General features: G+C 68.2%; 20 protein-coding genes. 15 read left to right on the top strand and 5 right to left on the bottom strand.

Translation table 11 applies throughout. The annotated features are described in order from the left end of the window. Positions 1–168 precede the first annotated feature (168 nt). Positions 169–543: an FKBP-type peptidyl-prolyl cis-trans isomerase gene (locus ACV7NN_RS04415; RefSeq protein ID WP_463348368.1), complete on the top strand. Its 375-nt coding sequence runs from the start codon at positions 169–171 to the stop codon at positions 541–543. Positions 544–592: 49 nt separating this feature from the next. Here ACV7NN_RS04415 and ACV7NN_RS04410 read toward each other — a convergent pair whose 3' ends face one another. Continuing rightward, positions 593–1,045, bottom strand: coding sequence for a carboxymuconolactone decarboxylase family protein (locus ACV7NN_RS04410; RefSeq protein WP_463348367.1), 453 nt, complete (start codon positions 1,043–1,045; stop codon positions 593–595). 82 nt (positions 1,046–1,127) lie between these two features. Here ACV7NN_RS04410 and pdxR point away from each other — a divergent pair, with 82 nt between their 5' ends. From pdxR to rpsO, 4 genes are all read left to right on the top strand, one after another. Further along, complete coding sequence (gene pdxR, locus ACV7NN_RS04405; RefSeq protein ID WP_463348366.1) at positions 1,128–2,570, top strand: MocR-like pyridoxine biosynthesis transcription factor PdxR; 1,443 nt, start codon at positions 1,128–1,130, stop codon at positions 2,568–2,570. 44 nt (positions 2,571–2,614) lie between these two features. Further along, positions 2,615–3,394, top strand: coding sequence for a VOC family protein (locus tag ACV7NN_RS04400; RefSeq protein WP_463348365.1), 780 nt, complete (start codon positions 2,615–2,617; stop codon positions 3,392–3,394). Beyond that, positions 3,394–4,191 (top strand): hypothetical protein, encoded by a 798-nt coding sequence (locus ACV7NN_RS04395; protein ID WP_463348364.1) that lies wholly within the window; start codon positions 3,394–3,396, stop codon positions 4,189–4,191. The genes ACV7NN_RS04400 and ACV7NN_RS04395 overlap by 1 nt, the downstream gene beginning before the upstream one ends. Before the next feature lie 131 nt (positions 4,192–4,322). Next, positions 4,323–4,592, top strand: a complete 270-nt coding sequence (rpsO, locus tag ACV7NN_RS04390) for a 30S ribosomal protein S15 (protein WP_163290947.1) — start codon at positions 4,323–4,325, stop codon at positions 4,590–4,592. Positions 4,593–4,702: 110 nt separating this feature from the next. Here the strand turns inward: rpsO and ACV7NN_RS04385 are convergent, their stop codons facing one another. Beyond that, complete coding sequence (locus ACV7NN_RS04385; RefSeq protein WP_463348363.1) at positions 4,703–5,104, bottom strand: VOC family protein; 402 nt, start codon at positions 5,102–5,104, stop codon at positions 4,703–4,705. Positions 5,105–5,107: 3 nt separating this feature from the next. Beyond that, complete coding sequence (locus ACV7NN_RS04380) at positions 5,108–6,337, bottom strand: low temperature requirement protein A (protein ID WP_463348362.1); 1,230 nt, start codon at positions 6,335–6,337, stop codon at positions 5,108–5,110. 122 nt (positions 6,338–6,459) lie between these two features. On the opposite strand from ACV7NN_RS04380, the gene ACV7NN_RS04375 reads away from it, so the two are divergent. The 6 genes from ACV7NN_RS04375 (at position 6,460) to ACV7NN_RS04350 (ending at position 13,971) form a co-directional block, all read left to right on the top strand. Continuing rightward, a complete protein-coding gene (locus ACV7NN_RS04375) occupies positions 6,460–7,974 on the top strand; it encodes an HNH endonuclease signature motif containing protein (protein WP_463348361.1) in 1,515 nt (504 codons plus the stop codon). 54 nt (positions 7,975–8,028) lie between these two features. Continuing rightward, positions 8,029–8,505 (top strand): VanZ family protein, encoded by a 477-nt coding sequence (locus tag ACV7NN_RS04370; RefSeq protein ID WP_463348360.1) that lies wholly within the window; start codon positions 8,029–8,031, stop codon positions 8,503–8,505. A 62-nt stretch (positions 8,506–8,567) separates the two neighbouring features. Next, entirely contained in the window at positions 8,568–9,740 is a 1,173-nt protein-coding gene (locus ACV7NN_RS04365; protein ID WP_463348359.1) for an LLM class flavin-dependent oxidoreductase, read from the top strand. Next, positions 9,737–10,381 carry an FMN reductase gene (locus ACV7NN_RS04360; protein ID WP_463348358.1) on the top strand — a complete coding sequence of 215 codons (645 nt, stop codon included), beginning with the start codon at positions 9,737–9,739 and terminating at the stop codon, positions 10,379–10,381. Before ACV7NN_RS04365 ends, ACV7NN_RS04360 begins: the two co-directional genes overlap by 4 nt. A gap of 116 nt (positions 10,382–10,497) precedes the next feature. Next, entirely contained in the window at positions 10,498–11,292 is a 795-nt protein-coding gene (locus ACV7NN_RS04355) for a fructosamine kinase family protein (protein WP_463348357.1), read from the top strand. Between the two features lie 366 nt (positions 11,293–11,658). Next, positions 11,659–13,971, top strand: coding sequence for a polyribonucleotide nucleotidyltransferase (locus ACV7NN_RS04350; RefSeq protein WP_463348356.1), 2,313 nt, complete (start codon positions 11,659–11,661; stop codon positions 13,969–13,971). Between the two features lie 79 nt (positions 13,972–14,050). Here ACV7NN_RS04350 and ACV7NN_RS04345 read toward each other — a convergent pair whose 3' ends face one another. Then, positions 14,051–14,518, bottom strand: coding sequence for an Lrp/AsnC family transcriptional regulator (locus tag ACV7NN_RS04345; protein ID WP_463348355.1), 468 nt, complete (start codon positions 14,516–14,518; stop codon positions 14,051–14,053). Positions 14,519–14,700: 182 nt separating this feature from the next. On the opposite strand from ACV7NN_RS04345, the gene pdhA reads away from it, so the two are divergent. Genes pdhA through ACV7NN_RS04330 form a run of 3 tightly spaced genes read left to right on the top strand, consistent with a single transcriptional unit; the run spans position 14,701 to position 18,372 of the window. Then, on the top strand, positions 14,701–15,930 hold the full coding sequence (gene pdhA / locus ACV7NN_RS04340; RefSeq protein ID WP_463348354.1) for a pyruvate dehydrogenase (acetyl-transferring) E1 component subunit alpha: 1,230 nt from the start codon (positions 14,701–14,703) through the stop codon (positions 15,928–15,930). Next, positions 15,927–16,937 carry an alpha-ketoacid dehydrogenase subunit beta gene (locus ACV7NN_RS04335; RefSeq protein WP_463348353.1) on the top strand — a complete coding sequence of 337 codons (1,011 nt, stop codon included), beginning with the start codon at positions 15,927–15,929 and terminating at the stop codon, positions 16,935–16,937. Before pdhA ends, ACV7NN_RS04335 begins: the two co-directional genes overlap by 4 nt. A 7-nt stretch (positions 16,938–16,944) precedes the next feature. Continuing rightward, a complete protein-coding gene (locus tag ACV7NN_RS04330) occupies positions 16,945–18,372 on the top strand; it encodes a dihydrolipoamide acetyltransferase family protein (protein ID WP_463351231.1) in 1,428 nt (475 codons plus the stop codon). Between the two features lie 63 nt (positions 18,373–18,435). On the opposite strand, the gene ACV7NN_RS04325 is transcribed toward ACV7NN_RS04330, so the two are convergent. Next, positions 18,436–19,056 carry an SACE_7040 family transcriptional regulator gene (locus ACV7NN_RS04325; protein ID WP_463348352.1) on the bottom strand — a complete coding sequence of 207 codons (621 nt, stop codon included), beginning with the start codon at positions 19,054–19,056 and terminating at the stop codon, positions 18,436–18,438. Positions 19,057–19,160: 104 nt separating this feature from the next. On the opposite strand from ACV7NN_RS04325, the gene ACV7NN_RS04320 reads away from it, so the two are divergent. Next, complete coding sequence (locus ACV7NN_RS04320) at positions 19,161–20,768, top strand: carboxyl transferase domain-containing protein (RefSeq protein ID WP_463348351.1); 1,608 nt, start codon at positions 19,161–19,163, stop codon at positions 20,766–20,768. Positions 20,769–20,771 lie beyond the last annotated feature (3 nt).

Below are 20,771 nucleotides of genomic sequence, written 5' to 3'. Positions count from 1 at the left end.
TCGCCCGGTGGTGCGGCGATGCCTGCGACTCTACCGAACGATGAGTTGATCTGTAACTAGGGTGCCGCGCCCTCCGGTCGATTGCAAGAGCGGATTTCGGACATCCGTGCGATACGCGCCCAGCGGACAGCTTTGACGTGGCTGCGCGCCGCACGGTTGGATGGACGTATGACTGATTCGAAGCATGAGAAGCCCGAGATCGACGCACCCGAGGGCCCGGCCCCCGACGGATTGGAGATCGTGGACATCATCGTCGGCGACGGCGCGGAGGCGACTCCCGGCGCCAAGGTCGATGTGCACTACCTCGGCGTGGAGTACGAGTCCGGTGAAGAGTTCGATTCGTCCTGGAGCCGGGGGCAGTCGATCAACTTCCCGCTGAACAACCTCATCCGCGGCTGGCAGGAGGGAATCCCCGGCATGAAGGTCGGCGGACGCCGAAAGCTGACGGTCCCGCCGCAGCTCGCCTACGGTCCCGCCGGCGGTGGTCACGCGCTGAGCGGCAAGACGCTCATCTTCGTGATCGACCTGCTCGGTGTGAGCTAGCGGACGTACCCAGGCAGCAGTCGGACGCGGCGCTCGGCGAGGCGAGGTCTCAGCCGAGCGCCGGTTCGAGCTCCGGCGGGAGCATCCGCGTCGAGATAGCGATACGGTTCCACACATTGATCGTGCTGATGGCGAGGACGAGGTCAGCGAGCCCGCGATCGCCGAATTCCGAGTGCGCTCTCTCCCACAGCTCGTCGGGGACGCCGCTCTGGATGCGCGTGATCTCCTCCGTCAGTTCGAGCGCGATCTTCTCGCGTGCGGTGAACCATGCGGATTCCCGCCAGGTGATGACCGAGAAGATCTTGCGCAGGGGCACGCCGGCCGCCTGCAGGTCGACCGAGTGCATGTCGACGCAGAACGTGCATCCGTTCAGCTGGGATGCGCGCAGGTTGACCAGGTCGCGGAGGGGGTTCTCCACGTTCTGGCCGACGTAGCCGTCCAGGTTGATGACCTTGCGGTACCCCTCTGGTGTGATGCTTGAGATGTCGATTCGTTCTGTCATACCTCGACGGTAGTTCCGGCAGCGGACCATTGTAAGATCCAATTCATACGGTTCTGATTGGTCCAATTCGGAGGGCGCCGCGATGGATGTGCATGTGCGGATCGACGGTAGGGGCGACCGGTCGGACCGCATCTATCGACAGCTGCGCGACGCCATCCACGATGGCCGCCTGCGTCGCGGCGAACGGCTGCCTCCGTCACGCGACCTCGCCCGGCAGCTCGCCGTGTCGCGGGGCACCGTCTCGGTCGCCTACGAACGACTCGCCGCCGAGGGCTATCTCGTCAGCCGTGCCGGCTCGGGGACGTTCGTCGCCGCTCCGCCTCCGGTGCCGGAGCGAAGCGGCCGGCGGCGAGCGCCCGCGACATCCCCCGCACAACCCCGCGCTCTCTGGCGCGACGTGCCCGACCCGCTCTGGGTCGAGCCGGTCCCCATCGCCTACGACTTCAGCGTCGGCACTCCCGACCTCGGCCTGTTCCCTCTCGAACAGTGGCGTCGTTTCGTCGCAGGCGAGCTTCGGAGGGGAATCCTCGACGCGGGCGGGTACGGAGACCCGGCCGGGCTCGCGCGGCTGCGCGCGGCGATCGCCCGCCACATCGGCATCGCCCGGTCCGTGGATGCCCGACCCGACGACGTCATCGTCACGAGCGGCGCCCAGCAGGCGTTCGACCTGGTCGGTCGTGTGCTCGTGGAGCCCGGCGACGTCGTCGTGGTCGAGGAGCCCGGCTACCCTCCGGTCCGCCAGCTCTTCGAATCCCTCGGAGCCCGCGTCGTCGGGGTGCCCGTCGATGACGACGGTCTGGTGGTGGATGCGCTGCCGGCCGGAGCGCGGCTGGTCTACGTCACGCCGTCGCACCAGTTCCCGGTCGGTGCGGTGCTGTCCTTCGAACGGCGCATCGCGCTCCTGGAGTGGGCAGCTCGAAGCGGGGCGGCGATCATCGAAGACGACTACGACACGGAGTTCCGATTCGCCGACCGGCCGCTCGATCCACTGCAGAGCCTCGACCGCGATGGGCGCGTCATCTACGTCGGCACCTTCTCGAAGACGATGCTTCCTGCGCTGCGGCTCGGGTTCCTGGTCGCGCCCGAACCGCTGCGCGGGGCCCTGCGGAGTGCGAAGCGACTGACCGACTGGTCTGCCGACTACCTGACCCAGGCGGCGATGGCGCGCTTTCTCGACGGGGGCCATTTCGCCCGTCACGTTCGGCGGGCGACACGGGAATACGGAGCCAGGCAGCGGCAGGTCATCCGGGAGGTGGAGGAGGAGTTCGGTGAGGCCTTCCGGGTCGTGCCGTCGATCGCGGGCCTTCACCTCTGCATAAGGCCGATGCGTGAGGGATTCGACGCCGAACGTGTGGTGACGCTCGCCGCATCGGTGGGTGTGTCGGTGCAGGCGCTGTCCCTCTTCTGTGCGCAATCCCCGCAGCCGGGCCTCATCCTCGGCTTCGGCGGGGTCGCGCCCGAAGACGTGCGTGACGGCCTGCGCCTGCTGGCCGGGGTGGTCGCGCGTGCGGCGACCGAATCCTGACCGGCCCTGTCCGGAGGCCGGAACGCGGGCGTAAGGTGTGTGCCATGCCGGTCATCGACACGTTTCCACAAGGGACCCCGGTGTGGGTCGATCTGCAGAGCTCGGACCCGGAAGGCGCCGCCGGGTTCTATCGCGACTTCTTCGGCTGGGACGTCGGAGAGGCCACCGACGAGATGGGCGGCTACGCCGTCGCCACCCTCGACGCGACCCCCGTGACCGCGATCGGGCCGCTGCCGCCGATGATCGCCGAGGCGGGCGGGCGGTCGACATGGACCACCTACTTCGTCACCGACGACATCGACCGCGCAGCCGCTGCCACGACCGACCAGGGCGGCCAGGTGCTCGTCCCGCCCGGCGAACTGGCACCGGGTGTGTTCCTCGCGATCGTCGCGGACCCGACGGGCGCGGTCTTCGGGCTCTGGCAGCAGGCCAAGGGTTCCCCGTGGCTCCGCAACCAGCCCGGTGCCGTCGACTGGCTCGAACTGGTCGCCGACGGTTACGAGGACTCGTTGCCCTTCTACGAGAACGTCCTGATGGTGGGCGTGAGCCAGATGCCGTTGAATGAGGGCGTCTACACGCTGTTCGACGTCGGCGACGCGAACATCGCCGGTGCCGTCGCCCCGGCGTCAGCCGACACTCCGAGCCACTGGCTGGTCTACTTCCAGGTCGCCGACCTCGACGATGCCCTCGAACGTCTCCACGGTCTCGGCGGCTCGACGCTCTCCCTTCCGATGGCCGCGTCCGGCGTCGGACGATGGGCCGTCGTGGTCGACCCGTTCGGCGGCGCTTTCGCCCTTCTGGAGCCCGAGCGGGAGGCCGCCTGATGGCTACCCGGCGCCCGTCGCGAGCCCGCGATGCGCCCGGCACCGACGACGACACGACGAGCGCTGACGATACGGGCGCCTCCGAGACCCAGCCGCTCCCGCGCGGCCTCGGTGGTTCCGACCCGGCCGACGACGACACGATCATCCTCGACACCGTTGTCGACATCGTGATGGTCGAGGCGGACAGGACGAGCTCCGACGAGACGGCAGTGCTCGAAGAAGCACTGCTCGAGACAGCGGATGCGCGATCCATCGAATACACGTCCGCGCAGCTCATCAACGATCCGCTCCTCGCCGCCGACGACGAGATCATCGCAGATCTGGGCCTCAAGCTCCGCTGGGCCGCCTTCCTGTACGGCCTCGTCGGGGTCGCCCTCGCGTGGACGGTGGCCGCCCAGTTGACGATCGGACTCGGGTCCGGTCTCGGCGCGTACGCGTGGGCGGCGGGCGCCACGATCGCCATCCTCGCGATCGGCATCTGGTATTTCGCCCACGTGGCCGATGCGTATCGTGACGTCGACTCGTATCGCGCGTCGCGCAGCGCGTACAGGCTCCGCCGGCTCGACCGCGGCAGGGTGATCCTGCTGACCGAGGAACTCGGTCGCTGGATCGCCTTCGCGCTCGCCGGGTTCCTGCTCGTCGTCGGCGTCGTGACGGGTCTCCTGTTCCTCGTCAATCCGAACTCGGGGGCCCGCCTGATTCCGCTCGCGACCGTCCCGGTCGTCGTCGCCTATGTCTTCGGCTTCCTCGCGCTCACCTATCGTCTGGTCGACCGGGCGCGCGACGCTGCTGCATGAGCCCTCGCCGGGACCGGCGGCCTGTCGGGGTCTGGTAAACTAACCCGGTTGCCGTCTGACGGCCGCGGATAAAGAGAGCCCAGGCATCCGGCCCCGGGGCACCGCGCAACGAGAGAAAGGGGATCCCATCTATGGCACTTGAAGCCGATGTCAAGAAGGCGATCATCGAAGAGTACGCGACCCACCCCGGTGACACCGGATCCCCCGAGGTTCAGGTTGCGATCCTGACCAAGCGGATCAAGGACCTCACCGAGCACCTCAAGGAGCACAAGCACGACCACCACTCGCGTCGTGGACTGCTTCTCCTGGTCGGTCAGCGTCGCCGCCTGCTGGGTTACCTCGCAGACATCGACATCAACCGTTACCGCTCGTTGATCGAGCGTCTCGGCCTTCGTCGATAGTCTCAGGAGTCCTCGCGGCAGCTTTTCGTTGACAACGCGAACTTCTTGCGAACGGGCCGTCACCTTCGGGTGGCGGCCCGTTCGTCATCTGCGTGGCGTGGTGTCGTTTTCTACTCGACGTGCGCCGGATCCATCCAGAGGGTCTCCCACATGTTGCCGTCCGGGTCCTCGAACCCGCGGCTGTACATGAACCCCATATCCTGGCGGTCCCGGGTCTCGGTGCCGCCGGCCAAGATCGCCGCGTCGGCCAGCGCGTCCACTGCATTCCGGCTGTCGGTCGACAGCGCATTGATCGCGGCGACCGAGGTCGACGTGTCCGAGATGTTCTTCGACGTGAAGGTCGAGAAGAACGGCTTCGTCAGGAGCATCGCGTAGATCGTGTCGCTGATGACGATGCAGGCGGCGTTCTCATCTGTGAACTGCGGGTTGATCCCGAATCCGAGGGCCGAATAGAACGCCTTCGACCGTTCGAGATCCGTGACGGGCAGATTGACGAAGATCATCGTTGGCATGGCTCAGCTCTCTTCCGTTGTCGGTCCACGTGACGTGGTGTATGCACGGTCCACGATAGTCACGGCGGTCAGGGCCGCGGCAACGACCGCGATGCCGACCACGACACCTTCGAGTCCGACCAGCGGCGAGGCGAGTGGGAGAAGGATCACCACTGCCGCAGCGACGGCGATCGCGACGGGGCGGATGACCAGCTCGGCCACCAGCCGCGCGTGCAGCACCCAGAGCATCAGCAGGAAGACCGCGACGGGCATCGCGATCGCATAGCCGACCACCGCATCCGCCGTCTCGATCCGGCCCGAGCCGCGTTCGACCGCGACTTCCAGGCCGGCACCCACGGCGGCGAGCGACGCGAACACGAGGTAGTGCCCGTACCCCCAGAAGAACGAGAGGCTGCGGTGCCGTGCGAGCCCGTCGCCCGCGGGCTCGAGGAAGTACAGCCACCACAGTGCGAACAGCAGGATCAGCCCGGAGGCCGCGATCGTCACGAGCGGCACGGTCAGTCCGCTGTGCTCGAGCCCCTGCTGGACACCGGTCGTCGCCGCGGCCACGGACTCGCCGAGCAGGATGATCGTGAACAGGCCGTACCGTTCGGCGATGTGGTGCGGATGCCACGAGGTCATGCCGGATCGCTCGGCCCAGAGCGGCACCGACAGGTCGGCCGCGGCGAGCACGAGGAAGCTCCACAGGCCCCACTCGGGCGGGAAGGCCAGGCGCGACACCCAGCCGACCTGGACGACGGAGATGCCGATCGCGTACCGCAGCGCTGTCGCGCGCCCGTCGGGATGCTCGACGGCAGCTCGCACCCACTGGCTCACCAGTCCGACGCGCATGATCAGGTAGCCGATGGTGATCGCCGTGAAGTCGTCGCGGAGTAAAGCACTCGGAACGCCGGCCGCGAGCACCAGGACGCCACCCATCTGCACCAGCGTCAGGAGCCGGTACGGGACGTCGTCGGTGTCGTAGGCCGAGGCGAACCAGGTGAAGTTCATCCACGCCCACCAGATGGCGAAGAACACCATGAGGTAGGGCCCGATCCCGGCGGCCGCGTCACCGTCCGCGACACGGTGGGCGAGCTGGGATGCGACCTGCGCGATCGCGACGACGAAGGTGAGGTCGAAGAGGAGTTCGAGCGGACTCGACACCCGGCGGCTCTCGTCGGAGGCACGGCCGCTCATGCGGGTGCGGATGCCCGCGAACCGCGGTGTGCGTTCGCGATCGCTCGGCGTTGTCATGGGGACAGACTAGGGCCCTGAGCGTTCGTCCACTCCTCCACAGGCGGCGGATTCTGGTGAACTGTCCACGGATTAAGTGCTGGTCAGGGATCTATATCGGTGGCGCCTGCTTGGATGGATTCATGACGGATGACCAGCCTGGCGCGCGAGACGCGGGAGCGCTAGACGCGGGTGTTGAGGGCACTGCGCTCGCGGACCTGATCGGCGCTCTGGCCAGTGATCCGACTGCACTCAGCGAAGCAGAACTCCGACGCAGGCTCGTGACGGCGGCCTCCCTCGGGCGTCGTATAGACGCGGTGAAAGCGACCCTGGCCGCCGAAGCAGCAGCCCGGTCGCGTCGGGATGACGGCCACAACGGCTGGGCTGCCCGAGAAGGGCATCGCAACGCCGAGTCGCTCGTGCGCGAGATCTGCGGTTCCAGCTATCGGGAGGCGGCCGCGCTTGTCCGGGTAGGCGAGTTGATGACATCTCCTGCCGGTCTCGGACCGGTCGCCGACGGTGTCCGCGAGGGTCGCATCGATGTCGATGCGGCAGACGGGATCGTCCGGGCACTCGCGCCGGTGGCCGGGGAGGTCGACTCGGTGTCGTTCGTGTCCGCCGCCGAGACGCTCGCACGCGAGTCCGAGTCATCGCACGCGGATGCGGTGACACGCATGGCCAGATCCGTGCGCGACACGCTCGACCGGGCCGGCGTCGCCGAACGGGAGCGTCGGCTGCGCGAAAAGCGTTTCCTTGCCATCGGTCCGGAGATCGACGGAATGCGGAGACTTTCGGGCCTGCTCGATCCCGAGTCAGCCGCAATCGTCGTCTCAGCGGTCGACGCGGTCACTGCTCCGAGGCGAGGTGGTCCGCGGTTCGTAGACCCGGCACAGCAGGAACGCGCTCGGGCGATCGTCGACGACGAGCGCACCCATGGCCAGCTCGCGCTCGACGCGGTCGTCGAGATGATCCGCATCGCCGGCGAGGCGGACACGGGGCGCGTGTTCGGTACCGCTCGGCCCGCGGTGAGGGTCACGATGTCCCTCGACGACCTGCGCGCCGAGATCTCCGGCATCGACGATGGAGTTGCGCACGTCGAGTCGTCGTCCGAACCGCTGAGCGCGGGCACCGCACGGCGCTATCTCTGCGACGCGGGCGTGCTGCCCATCGTGTTCGGCGGACGGAGCGAGATCCTCGACGTCGGCCGGGCGGAGCGCTGCTTCACGCGATCGCAGCGGGTCGCGCTCGCGGCACGGGACGGCGGATGCCGCTGGCCGGGCTGCGACCGGCCACCGTCGTGGACGGAAGCGCACCACATCGACCCGTGGTCCGCCGGGGGTCGCACCGACCTTGCCGACGGCATCCTCCTCTGCCGACATCACCACATGCTGTTGCACAACAATGGCTGGTCTGTCGTCCGAGGACGTGAGTCGGGAGAATTCGACCTGCTCCCTCCGCCGGACATCGACCCGCTGCAGCGTTCTCGTCCGATGCCGAGCCGCGGGACACCAGTCCCGATCCGCCGAACCTCCGTGCCGGCCCGCGGAACACCGGTGCCGGGCCGCAGAACGCCAGCGCTGACCCGCAAAGCCGAGGTGCCGACCCGTCGAACCCCGATGCCGGCCCGAAGGGCGCCGATCCCAGACCGGAGAACCTAGGCCGAGGAACCTCGCTCGAGACCGAGACGCGAGCCGTCCCGCTACGATTTGCACGTGCCGGCACGTTCATCGACGTCTCACTGGGTGCTGGTCGCTGTGACCGTCGCCTACCTCGCATTCGTCGCGTGGGTGACACTCACGCCGCAGCCGGCCATCCCCGACCCGAACAGCTTCACGCAGCAACTCATCCGGTTCATCCTGGGGAGCCCGCTGTTCCACTGGCTGGGGTATTCGTGGCTCGAGTTCACGGCGAACATCGGGATGTTCATCCCGGTCGGGGTGCTGCTCGCGCTGCTGCTGCCGCCCCGGCGCTGGTGGGGTGCCGTGCTGATCGGCTTCGGGATGACGGTGGCGGTCGAGACGGCCCAGTTGTTCATCCCGGGCCGGGTCAGCGACCTGCGCGACATCGTCGCCAACACGGTGGGGGCGGCGATCGGGGTGGCCGTCGTGCGGGTGATCCGCGCGGTGCGCCGGCGCACGCACGAGTCGACGCGCGCGTCGACGCACAAGGCGGACGCAGCCCGGGAATAGAACCCGGGGTTCGATGGTTTTGTCCGATATCCATGCAAACGCATTGAATTGGAGAAGGCAGAATGCAGTTCGGAATCTTCAGCGTCGGCGACGTCACAACGGACCCGACCACCGGCCAGACGCCCACGGAACACGAGCGCATCAAGGCCATGCTGACCATCGCCCAGAAGGCGGAAGAGGTCGGCCTCGACGTGTTCGCACAGGGCGAGCACCACAACCCGCCATTCGTGCCCTCCAGCCCGACGACCATGCTCGGCTACATCGCAGCGAAGACAGACCGGATCATCCTGTCGACCTCGACGACCCTCATCACCACCAACGATCCGGTGAAGATCGCTGAGGACTTCGCGATGCTCCAGCACGTGGCTGACGGGCGTGTGGATGTGATGATGGGCCGCGGAAACACCGGTCCGGTCTATCCGTGGTTCGGCAAGGACATCCGCCAGGGCATCAACCTCGCGCTCGAGAACTACAACCTGGTGCACCGCCTCTGGCGTGAGGACTTCGTCGACTGGGAAGGCCAGTTCCGCACTCCGCTGCAGGGCTTCCAGTCGACTCCGCGCCCCCTCGACGGCGTGCCTCCGTTCGTCTGGCACGGCAGCATCCGCAGCCCGGAGATCGCCGAGCAGGCCGCGTTCTACGGCGACGGGTTCTTCGCGAACAACATCTTCTGGCCGAAAGAGCACTACATGCGCCTGATCCAGCTGTACCGCCAGCGCTTCGAGCACTACGGCCACGGCACCGCCGACCAGGCGATCGTCGGCCTCGGCGGGCAGGTCTTCATGCGCAAGAATTCGCAGGACGCTGTGCGCGAGTTCCGGCCGTACTTCGACAACGCCCCCGTCTACGGGCACGGCCCGTCGCTCGAGGAGTTCACCGAGCAGACCCCGCTCACCGTCGGCAGCCCGCAGGAGGTCATCGACCGCACGCTCACCTTCCGCGACTCCTTCGGCGACTACCAGCGCCAGCTGTTCCTGATGGACCACGCTGGGCTGCCCCTGAAGATCGTGCTCGAGCAGCTCGACATCCTGGGCGAGGAGGTCGTGCCGGTGCTGCGCAAGGAATTCGACGCGCTCCGCCCGGCGCACGTGCCCGACGGGCCGACGCACGAAGCGCTGGTCGCCGAGCGCGACGCCGCCGAACTCGCTGAGGACCTGGCTGGTGCAGGCGAGTCCGACGCTGCCGCAGCTTCCAGCAGTGCTTCCGCTTCCGAGACCGCGGAGGTCCGGCGATGACCGAGCGCACCAGCACCCAGCGCACGATCGCGGTGATCTCGGCCGGACTGAGCCAGCCGTCATCCACCCGCCTGCTGGCCGACCGGCTCGCGAACGCGACGGTCAGCCGGCTGGCGGAGCAGGGCATCGAAGCGACCGTCGAGGTCGTCGAACTCCGCGACATCGCGCGGGACGTGACCAACAACCTCCTGGCGGGCTTCCCGAGCCCGGCGCTCGCCGACGTGATCGAGAAGGTCACCGGCGCCGACGGCCTGATCGCGGTGACGCCGATCTTCACCACGAGCTACAGCGGGCTGTTCAAGTCCTTCTTCGACGTGATCGACCCGACCGCGCTCGAGGGGATGCCCGTAGTCATTGGTGCGACCGGTGGAACTGAGCGGCACTCACTTGCGCTCGACTACGCCATGCGTCCGATGTTCACCTACCTGCACGCGACCGTCGTCCCGACCTCGGTGTACGCCGCGTCGGCGGACTGGGGGAGCGGAGCCGACACGGTGAAGGCGCTCCCGGACCGGATCGAGCGCGCGGCCGGCGAGTTCGCAGCCCTGGTCGCAGCATCCGACCGATCCAGCCTTCTCAAGGACCCGTTCGACCTCGAGGGCGACTTCAGCTCGATGATCGGCGGCTTCCAGGCGCAGTAACGCAGCCCGCAGCCGCGCCGCGAAAGGTGCCAGAAGTGGTATTCCGCCAGCGAATACCCCCCTTCCGGCACCTTTTGCCGGTTCCGGGACGGCAAGATTCCACGTAGATTCGGCGGATGATCGCTCCCACGTTCGTGAAACGGCGCCAGGATGCACCCGATCTGTTCTTCGAAGCCGAGGCGGCGGGGCTCCGGTGGCTGGGGGAGGCAGAGGCCGACGGCGGGGCACGGATCGTCGAGTTGATCGACGTGCGCCCCGGCGTCATCGAGTTGGAGCGCATCCGCGAGTCCAGGCCGACCGCCTCGGCGGCGCGCGCCTTCGGCGCCGGTCTCGCGATCACCCACCTGGCCGGTGCGGACGCGTTCGGCGCCCCGCCCGGGCGCTGGCGCGGTCCTCTCTACATCGGCAAGCGGCCGCTGCCGATCGCCGACGAGAGCTCCTGGGGCCGCTTCTACGCCCGCGACCGCATCCTGCCCTACCTGCCGATAGCGGTCGAGGCGGGCGCCGTGACGAGCGCCCAGCTCCCGGACATCGAGCGTGCGGTCGAACGGATCGCATCCGGCGAACTCGACGACGGCCTGCCGCCGGCGCGTATCCACGGCGACCTCTGGAACGGCAACCTCCTGTGGGATGCGAGCGGATGCGTCCTCATCGACCCTGCTGCCCACGGCGGTCATCGCGAGACCGATCTGGCGATGCTCGCGCTGTTCGGCTGCCCCTGGTTCGACGCGATCGTCGCAGGCTACGAACAGGCTTCGTGGGATCGGGGAGCGCCGCTGCTGTGGGGCTGGCAGGACCGCATCCCGCTGCACCAGCTGCATCCACTCGCCGTCCACGCGGCGTCGTACGGGCCGTCCTACGGCCGTGCTCTGCACGAGGCGGCCTTGTCGACCCTTGCGCTCATCGGCTGAATACAGCGCCCGTACACCCGGCACCTGATAGGATTCTTGCGGTTGACGTGGATATTTCCCGTCGCCGACAACTGAATACCGAGCACCAACGGAGCAGGCTGGCAGGAAGCTGGTCCTCGGTGGTGGTATCCGGATGCGACCCGAACCGAGCGCAACCGTGTATTTCTACTGATGGCCAGACGCGCGCCCACCGAGCGGTCGACGTCGAGAGACGAGTGATCGGGTGGGAGGCCGCACGTACACGTAGACACGCGTGTCGATCTGCCTGTTCCCCCTGCTCCGATGTACGAGACGCCGCCCATACGGGGTCGCGCCTCGCCGCCCACACGGGGCGGTCAGTAGTACTGAACAAAGGAGAAAGACCTCTTGGAAGGTCCAGAAATCAAATTCGCCGAAGCCGTTCTCGACAACGGACGTTTCGGCACGCGCACGATCCGCTTCGAAGCGGGCCGTCTCGCCCAGCAGGCGCAGGGCGCTGTTGCGGCCTACCTCGACGAGGAGACCATGCTGCTGAGCGCGACCAGCGCGAGCAAGCACCCGAAGGACAACTTCGACTTCTTCCCGCTGACGGTGGATGTCGAAGAGCGCTCCTACGCCGCAGGCAAGATCCCCGGCTCGTTCTTCCGCCGTGAGGGTCGCCCCTCGACCGAGGCGATCCTCGTCTGCCGTCTCATCGACCGGCCGTTGCGCCCGTCGTTCGTCGAAGGTCTCCGCAACGAGGTCCAGATCGTCATCACCGTCCTGAGCATCGCTCCCGGCGAGTTCTACGACGCTCTCGCGATCAACGCCGCCTCGATGTCGACCCAGATCTCAGGTCTGCCCTTCAGCGGCCCGATCGGCGCGGTGCGTCTTGCGCTCATCCCCGGAAACGGTGCCGCTGAAGACCAGTGGATCGCGTTCCCGAACGTGACGCAGCTCGAGGAGGCCGTCTTCGACATCGTCGTCGCCGGTCGAGTGATCACCGCTGCGGACGGTTCGGAAGACGTCGCGATCATGATGGTCGAGGCCGAGGCCACCGAGAACAGCTGGAACCTGATCCAGGGCGGCGCCACCAAGCCGAACGAAGAGGTCGTGGCCCAGGGCCTCGAGGCTGCCAAGCCGTTCCTCAAGCAGCTGGTCGGTGCACAGAACGTGCTCGCCCAGCAGGCGGCGAAGGACATCGCCGAGTACCCGGTCTTCCTGCCGTACTCGCAGGAGACGTACGACAACGTCGCGGGCCTCGCCTACGACGAGCTCACCAACGTGTACCAGATCGCCGACAAGATCGAGCGCCAGAACGCGGACGACGCCCTCAAGGACCGCGTGAAGGTCGCGCTGACCGAGAAGGTAGAAGCCGGTGCGCTCGACGCCGAGGTGCTGTCGCAGTTCTCCGCGGCGTACAAGTCGGTCTCGAAGGTGGTCATGCGCGGACGTGTGCTGCGCGAAGGCATCCGTATCGACGGCCGTGGCCTGACCGACATCCGTCCGCTCGACGCCGAGGTGCAGGTCATCCCGCGTGTTCACGGTTCGGCGATCTTCCAGCGCGGCGAGACCCAGATCCTGGGCGTCACCACGCTGAACATGCTCAAGATGGAGCAGCAGATCGACTCGCTGTCGCCGGTGACGAAGAAGCGTTACCTGCACCACTACAACTTCCCGCCGTACTCGACCGGTGAGACCGGCCGCGTCGGTTCGCCGAAGCGTCGCGAGATCGGGCACGGCTTCCTCGCCGAGCGCGCCCTCGTGCCGGTGCTGCCGAGCCGCGAGGAGTTCCCGTACGCGATCCGCCAGGTGTCCGAGGCTCTCAGCTCCAACGGCTCGACCTCGATGGGTTCCGTCTGCGCATCGACCCTGTCGCTGCTGAACGCCGGTGTGCCGCTGCGCGCCCCGGTCGCCGGTATCGCCATGGGCCTGATCTCCGACACCGTCGACGGTGAGACCCGCTACGCGGCGCTCACCGACATCCTCGGCGCCGAAGACGCACTCGGCGACATGGACTTCAAGGTCGCGGGTACCAGCGAGTTCGTCACGGCCATCCAGCTGGACACGAAGCTCGACGGCATCCCCTCCGCGGTGCTCGCCGGCGCGCTGAAGCAGGCCAAGGATGCTCGCACGACCATCCTCAGCGTGCTGAACGCTGCGATCGACCGTCCGGATGAGATGGCACCGACCGCTCCGCGCGTGATCTCGGTCCAGATCCCGGTGGACAAGATCGGTGAGCTGATCGGCCCGAAGGGCAAGACGATCAACGCGATCCAGGACGAGACCGGCGCCGACATCTCGATCGAGGAAGACGGCACCGTCTACATCGGCGCAGTCGACGGCCCCTCGGCCGAGGCGGCCCGTGCCCAGGTCAACGCGATCGCGAACCCCACCAACCCGGAGGTCGGCGAGCAGTTCCTCGGAACCGTCGTCAAGATCGCCGCGTTCGGTGCGTTCGTCTCGCTGCTGCCCGGCAAGGACGGCCTGCTGCACATCTCCGAGGTGCGCAAGCTCGCCGGCGGCAAGCGGGTCGAGAATGTCGAGGACGTTCTCGGTGTCGGCCAGAAGATCCTGGTCGAGATCACCAAGATCGACGATCGCGGAAAGCTGTCGCTCGCTCCTGTGCTCGCCGACGAGGCGGACACCCACGGCCGTGACGCCTCCAGCGAGGGCCCGACGGCTCCCGCGGAGGGCGAGGACGCGGACGTGATCGCCTAACCGCCCTGGCGCGAGACCAGGAAAAAGCACCCCATTCGATTCGTTTGGGGTGCTTTTTCCTGTGCTCGGCGGTCAGGGGTCAGCGCAGGCGCTGCTCGAGCAGCGGACGGAGGCGGTAGGGGATCAGTTCGCCCATGTCGAGGGCCGTCTCGGTGCGTTCGACGCCGTCGCACGCGAGGATCGCTCCGTTGATACGGAACAGGTCTTCTGCGTCGAGGCACACGCACCGCACCAGCAGGTCGCTCGGACCGCTGAGCCCGTGGGCCTGGATGATCTCGGGTATCGCTGCCAGCGATTGCACGATCCGCGCGAGCTTCTGCTGCTGTACGTGCACGGTGATGAAGGCCGTGAGCGGATAACCCGCGGCGGCCGGGTCGATGCGTCGGTCGAACGCCAGGAACACGCCGGAGCGCTCCAACTGCGCCATCCGCGCCTGCACTGTGTTGCGGCTGAGGCCGAGCTCGTCGGCGAGGGACACGTAGGTTGCGCGCGGTTCCCGACTGAGTGCAATGAGTAATTGGAGATCGGTGCTGTCGAGGGTGCGCATAGTGCGAAATCTAGCAGGTCGCGACACGCCAGAATAGTGCATTGTGCACTGAAGGCGTGTCATCAGTTGTGCTGTGTGAGCACGACGCGTACCGTCAGAGGTACTTTCGGCAAGGACGCCGAGGGCCGGTCCGCGCGCCACGAACGCAACGACCGGGCGAAGAGCAAAGGCTGCGTGCACCCATGTCAACCGAGAACGTTTCCGCTGGCACTGTTTCCGTCGACGAACGGATCGAAACCGCCGAGTCCACCGAGCGCATGGATGAGATCCATCTCGGTGAGCTTCATCTGGGCGACGTCGACACCGTTCAGCTCCTGACTCCCGAAGGCTCCCGCCTCTCCGACGCGCGCTACGACTCGTGGGTGGCCGACGTCGGCGACGAGCAGCTGCTTGCGCTGTACGAGGACATGGTGGTCATCCGCCGCATCGACACCGAGGCGACCGCACTGCAGCGGCAGGGCGAGCTCGGCCTGTGGCCGCCGCTCCTCGGACAGGAGGCCGCGCAGGTCGGTTCGGGCCGGGCCCTGCGCCGCGATGATTTCGTGTTCTCCAGCTACCGCGAGAACGGCGTCGCATACTGCCGCGGCGCCGACCTCACCGACCTCGTCCGCGTCTGGCGCGGCACGGCGGCCTCCGGCTGGGACCCGTACGCGATCAACATGGCCACACCGCAGGTGATCATCGGTGCCCAGACGCTGCACGCGACCGGGTATGCGATCGGTATCCAGAACGACGGTTCGGACGCGGTCGCGGTCGCCTATTTCGGTGACGGAGCGACGAGCGAGGGCGACGTCAACGAGGCCCTCATCTTCGCCGCGACGTATTCGGCGCCGGTCATCTTCTTCTGCCAGAACAACCAGTGGGCCATCTCCGAGCCGGTCACTCTCCAGGCGCAGCGGCCGATCGCCGAGCGCGCGCCCGGCTTCGGCATCCCGAGCGTGCGGGTCGACGGCAACGATGTGCTCGCCGTGATGGCGGTCACCCGGCTGGCCCTCGACCGCGCACGTGGCGGCGGCGGACCGACCTTCATCGAGGCGGTCACGTATCGGATGGGACCCCACACGACGGCGGACGATCCGACCCGCTACCGAGACGCCTCCGAGGTGGAGTCGTGGCGCGCCAAGGACCCGATCGCCCGACTCGCCGCCTACCTGACAGCACGCGGACTCCTCTCGGACGAGCGGTCGGAGGCCGTCTCGGCGAAGGCGGATGCGGTGGCAGCCGAATTGCGGGCCGGCTGCATCGCGCTCCCCGACCCCGAGCCGATGGCCGTCTTCGACCACGTCTACAGCACCGCGCACACCGGCATCTCGCGGCAGCGCGACCACTACAGTCGCTACCTCCGCACGTTCGTCGGCGACGACACCACCCCGAGCCAGGCGCTCGGCGAGCACGACAGGAAAGCATCATGACCACCTTGACCATGGCGAAGGCGATCAACGCCGGGCTGCGGCGATCGCTCGCCTCCGACGACAAGGTCGTCCTAATGGGTGAGGACATCGGCACCCTCGGCGGCGTCTACCGGGTGACCGACGGGCTCCAGTCCGAATTCGGGGCGCGCCGGGTCATGGACACTCCGCTGGCCGAGTCCGGCATCCTCGGCACCGCTGTCGGCCTCGCTTACCGCGGGTTCCGACCGGTGTGCGAGATCCAGTTCGACGGCTTCATCTACCCGGCCTTCGACCAGATCGTCAGCCAGGTGGCGCGCATGCACTATCGCACGCAGGGCGCCGTGAAGATGCCCATCACCATCCGCGTTCCGTTCGCCGGCGGCATCGGGGCCGCTGAGCACCACTCCGACTCGCCGGAGGCGTACTTCGCGCACGCGGCCGGCCTTCGTGTCGTGAGCGTCTCCGATCCCCAGGATGCGTACACGATGATCCAGCAGGCGATCGCCTGCGACGACCCGGTGCTGTATTTCGAGCCGAAGCGCCGCTACCACGTCAAGGGCGAGGTCGACGAGCTCACACCGATCGACGACGCGCGGCCGATGGGGACGGCGAAGATCATCACGCAGGGAACGGATGTGACCCTGGTCGCGTACGGTCCGCTGGTGCAGACGGCGAAGGATGCCGCCCTCGCGGCCTCCGACGAAGGCGTCTCGGTCGAGGTCATCGACCTGCGCTCGCTCGCGCCCGTGGACTTCGACACGGTGGTGGCGTCGGTCCGCAAGACCGGCCGCCTGGTCGTCACGCACGAGGCCGCGCAGTCCGGAGGCCTCGGTGCGGAAGTGTCGGCGAGCATCACCGAGCGCTGCTTCTACTACCTCGAGCACGCGCCGGTGCGGGTGACCGGCCACGACATCCCCTACCCGCCCGCGAAGCTGGAGCAGTACCACCTTCCCGACCTCGACCGCATCCTCGACGGGGTCGACCGCGTGATGGACCGGCCGAACTCGCTGACCGGTGTGGAGGACTGACGTGGGTGTGATCAAGGATTTCGCTCTCCCCGACCTCGGTGAGGGCCTCACCGAGTCCGAACTGGTCGAATGGCATGTCGCCGTGGGCGACACGGTGGCGCTGAACCAGATCATCGCGGATGTCGAGACGGCGAAAGCTCTCGTCGAGCTGCCGGCACCGTGGTCCGGTGTCATCTCCCGCCTCTACGTCGAACCGGGCGTGACGGTCAACGTGGGGGAGCGGATCGTCGCATTCGAGGTGGAGGGCGACCCGGACGACGGTGCTCGGCCGAACGGGCCGGGAGCCGCGGCGGACTCGTTGGGCGGGTCCGCGACTCCCGTGCCCGATGTCCCGGAACCGAACCTGGTGGGCTACGGCGCCCGCGCGGATGCGACCGGTCGACCCGCGCGCCGCGTGCGACCCGGCCTTGCGCCCGCGCCGCAGGAGCCCGCGCCCGTCGCCATGGCAGCCGCGCCTGCCGCCGTCGCAGCCACGCCCGCCGCCGCTGTCGCTCCGGCTTCCACGGCCACGGCGACGGCCACTGCGACCCTGGACCGGCCCCGAGCGACCCCGCCCGTGCGCAAGCTCGCCCGTGAACTCGGTGTCGACCTCGCTGCGGTTCCCGCGACCGGTGACCGCGGCCTGGTGACCCGCCACGACGTCGAAGCGTTCTCGTCCGGTGCCGCCGCCGCGCCCACGAGCGCCACCGGAGCCGCCGCCGTCTCGGAGGCGGGCCGTCCGGGTCGTATCCGCGAACGCGAGACGCGCATCCCGATCCGCGGCGTCCGCAAGCACACGGCGGAGGCGATGGTCCAGAGCGCGTTCACCGCGCCCCAGGCGACGGTCTTCCTGACCGTGGACGTGAGCGAAACGATGTCCATGCTCGAGCGGATGAAAGCGGATCGTGCGTTCGAGGGCGTTCGCATGACGTTCCTCGCGGTCGTCGCGAAGGCGATGTGCATCGCTGCGGCTCGCACGCCGTCGATCAATTCGCGGTGGGATGCCGAAGCGAACGAGATCGTCGAGTACGGCTACGTGAACCTGGGCATCGCTGCGGCGACCCCGCGCGGCCTGCTCGTGCCCACCATCCCGGATGCCGACCAGCTGACCCTGGTGGAGCTGGCTCGCGCGCTGACCGATCTCGTCGCTGTCGCGCGCGAGGGCCGGACGCCGCCCGAGCGACTCACCGGCGGCACGCTCTCCGTCTCGAATGTGGGTGTGTTCGGTGTCGATGCCGGAACGCCCATCCTCAACCCGGGTGAGGCGGGGATCCTCGCACTCGGCGCTGTCCGGCGGCAGCCGTGGGAGCACGATGGCCAGATCGCGCTGCGCGATGTGGTGACCCTCAGCGTGTCGTTCGACCACCGTGTGGTCGACGGCGAGCAGGGGTCCCGGTTCATCGCGGACGTGGGCCGGATCCTCTCGGAGCCGGGTTCCGTCCTGACGATGGTCTGACCGGCGCTGCCAGGGTGCCGGGCCGCCGGACGGCGGCGCCGGCGCCCCAGGCGCCCCGTGCGCTCAGGCGACCGGAGCGTTCAGCCCGGCCCACGCCATCGCTTCGAGCACCGGCCGCGCCGTTGCGGGGTCGATGGGCCGGCCGTGGGTGCGCGCGCTGTGCGGCGTCGAGTTGATGAGGCCGAACGTCGCCTGCACCCGCACCCGCAGTACCGTTGCGTCCAGCGTGGGATGGAGCCGGCCGAGCACGGCCGTCCACTGCTCGATGTACCGGCGCTGGAGCCTGCGCACCTCGCGCCGGTCTTCGTCGGCGAGGGAGTCGAGGTCGCGGTCCTGCACGCGGATGACGTCGGGGTTGCCGAGGGCGAAGTCTGCATGGAACGCGATCAGCGAGCGGAGCGCCTGGGCGTCGTCGGCTGACTGCTCCACAACGGCCCGGCCGCCGTCGAGCAGGTCGCGGCTCACGCCGACCAGCAGGGCGGCGAGGACCGCCTGCTTGCCGGAGAAGTGACGGTAGACCGCCGGTCCGCTCACACCGACGGCGGCACCGAGGTCTTCGATGGACACGCCGTTGAAGCCGCGCTCGGCGAAGAGGGTGGCCGCGGCCTCGAGGAGGGCGGCGCGGCGGTCGGCTTTGGCCTGGCTGCGCTGGGTCGGACGGACGCCGTCGACAACCTCTGTCACGTGCCTGCTCCCTCCGCTGGACAATTCGGTTAATGAACACTAACCTAAACCCGAGTTAGTGGCCACTAACTGAATGGATGCGACGAGGGAGTCGGTGGACCGCCATGCACACGCTCACGACGGCGATCGAAACCGGGGATGCGCGCTTCGCGGCCAACGACGAGGCCCAGCGCGCGCTCGTCGCCGAACTGCACGAACGCCTCGCCGTCGCTGCGGCCGGTGGCCCGGAGCGCTCCCGCGAACGGCACGTCGCACGCGGAAAGCTCCTGCCGCGCGATCGCATCGACGAGCTCCTCGACGAGGGCAGCCCCTTCCTCGAGATCGCCCCGCTGGCCGCCACCGGGCTCTACGACGACGAGTGCCCCGCCGCTGGCCTCATCGCCGGTATCGGACTCGTGCACGGACGCCAGGTGCTCGTCATCTGCAACGACGCGACCGTCAAAGGCGGGACGTACTACCCGATGACCGTGAAGAAGCACCTGCGAGCGCAGGAGATCGCGCTCGAGAACCGCCTGCCGTGCATCTACCTGGTCGACTCCGGCGGGGCGTTCCTGCCGATGCAGGACGACGTCTTTCCCGACCGTGACCACTTCGGTCGGATCTTCTTCAACCAGGCGCGCATGTCCGCCGCGAAGATCCCGCAGATCGCAGCCGTGCTCGGGTCCTGCACCGCCGGCGGCGCCTACGTGCCTGCGATGAGCGACGAGACCGTGATCGTGCGCAACCAGGGCACCATCTTCCTGGGCGGCCCGCCGCTGGTGAAGGCAGCCATCGGCGAGATCGTCACCGCGGCGGAGCTCGGCGGAGGCGACCTGCACGCCCGCACCTCCGGTGTCGTCGACCATCTCGCCGAGAACGACCGGCACGCCCTCCAGATCGTGCGCGACATCGTCGCGACGCTTCCGGCGCCGGCTGAGCCGGCGTGGCCGGTGCTCGAGACGCGGGAGCCTGCGGTCGATCCCTCCTCGCTCTACGGCGCGGTGCCCGTCGACGTGCAGGCACCGTACGACGTGCGCGAAGTGATCGCGCGCCTCGTCGACGCGAGCGAGTTCCACGAGTTCAAGGCGGAGTACGGCACGACGCTGGTCACCGGCTTCGCCCACATCCACGGCCATCCGGTCGGCATCGTCGCCAACAACGGTGTGCTGTTCAGCGAGTCCGCGCTCAAGGGCGCGCATTTCATCGAACTGTGCGACCAGCGGGGGATCCCGCTCCTGTTCCTGCAGAACATCTCCGGGTTCATGGTCGGCCGCGACTACGAGGCGGGCGGGATCGCCAAGCACGGCGCGAAGATGGTCACTGCGGTGGCCACCACCCGCGTGCCCAAGCTCACGGTCGTCATCGGCGGGTCGTTCGGCGCCGGCAACTACTCGATGTGCGGGCGTGCGTACTCCCCGCGCTTCCTCTGGATGTGGCCGGCAAGCCGTATCTCGGTGATGGGCGGCGCGCAGGCCTCCTCCGTGCTGGCGACAGTGAAGCGGGAGCAGCTCGAGGCCCGCGGCGAGGACTGGTCGGCGGAAGACGAAGCCGCCTTCAAAGCGCCCATCGCCGAACAGTACGAACACCAGGGGAGCCCTTACTACTCGACCGCCCGGCTCTGGGACGACGGGGTCATCGATCCTGCCGACACCCGCACGATCCTCGGGCTCGCCCTCGACACCTGCTCGCGTACCCCGCTGGCCGACACGGCCTTCGGCCTCTTCCGGATGTGACCG

This window comes from Leifsonia sp. Ger2509, assembly GCF_055231915.1.
This window is presented reverse-complemented; position numbering and strand designations above follow the sequence as displayed.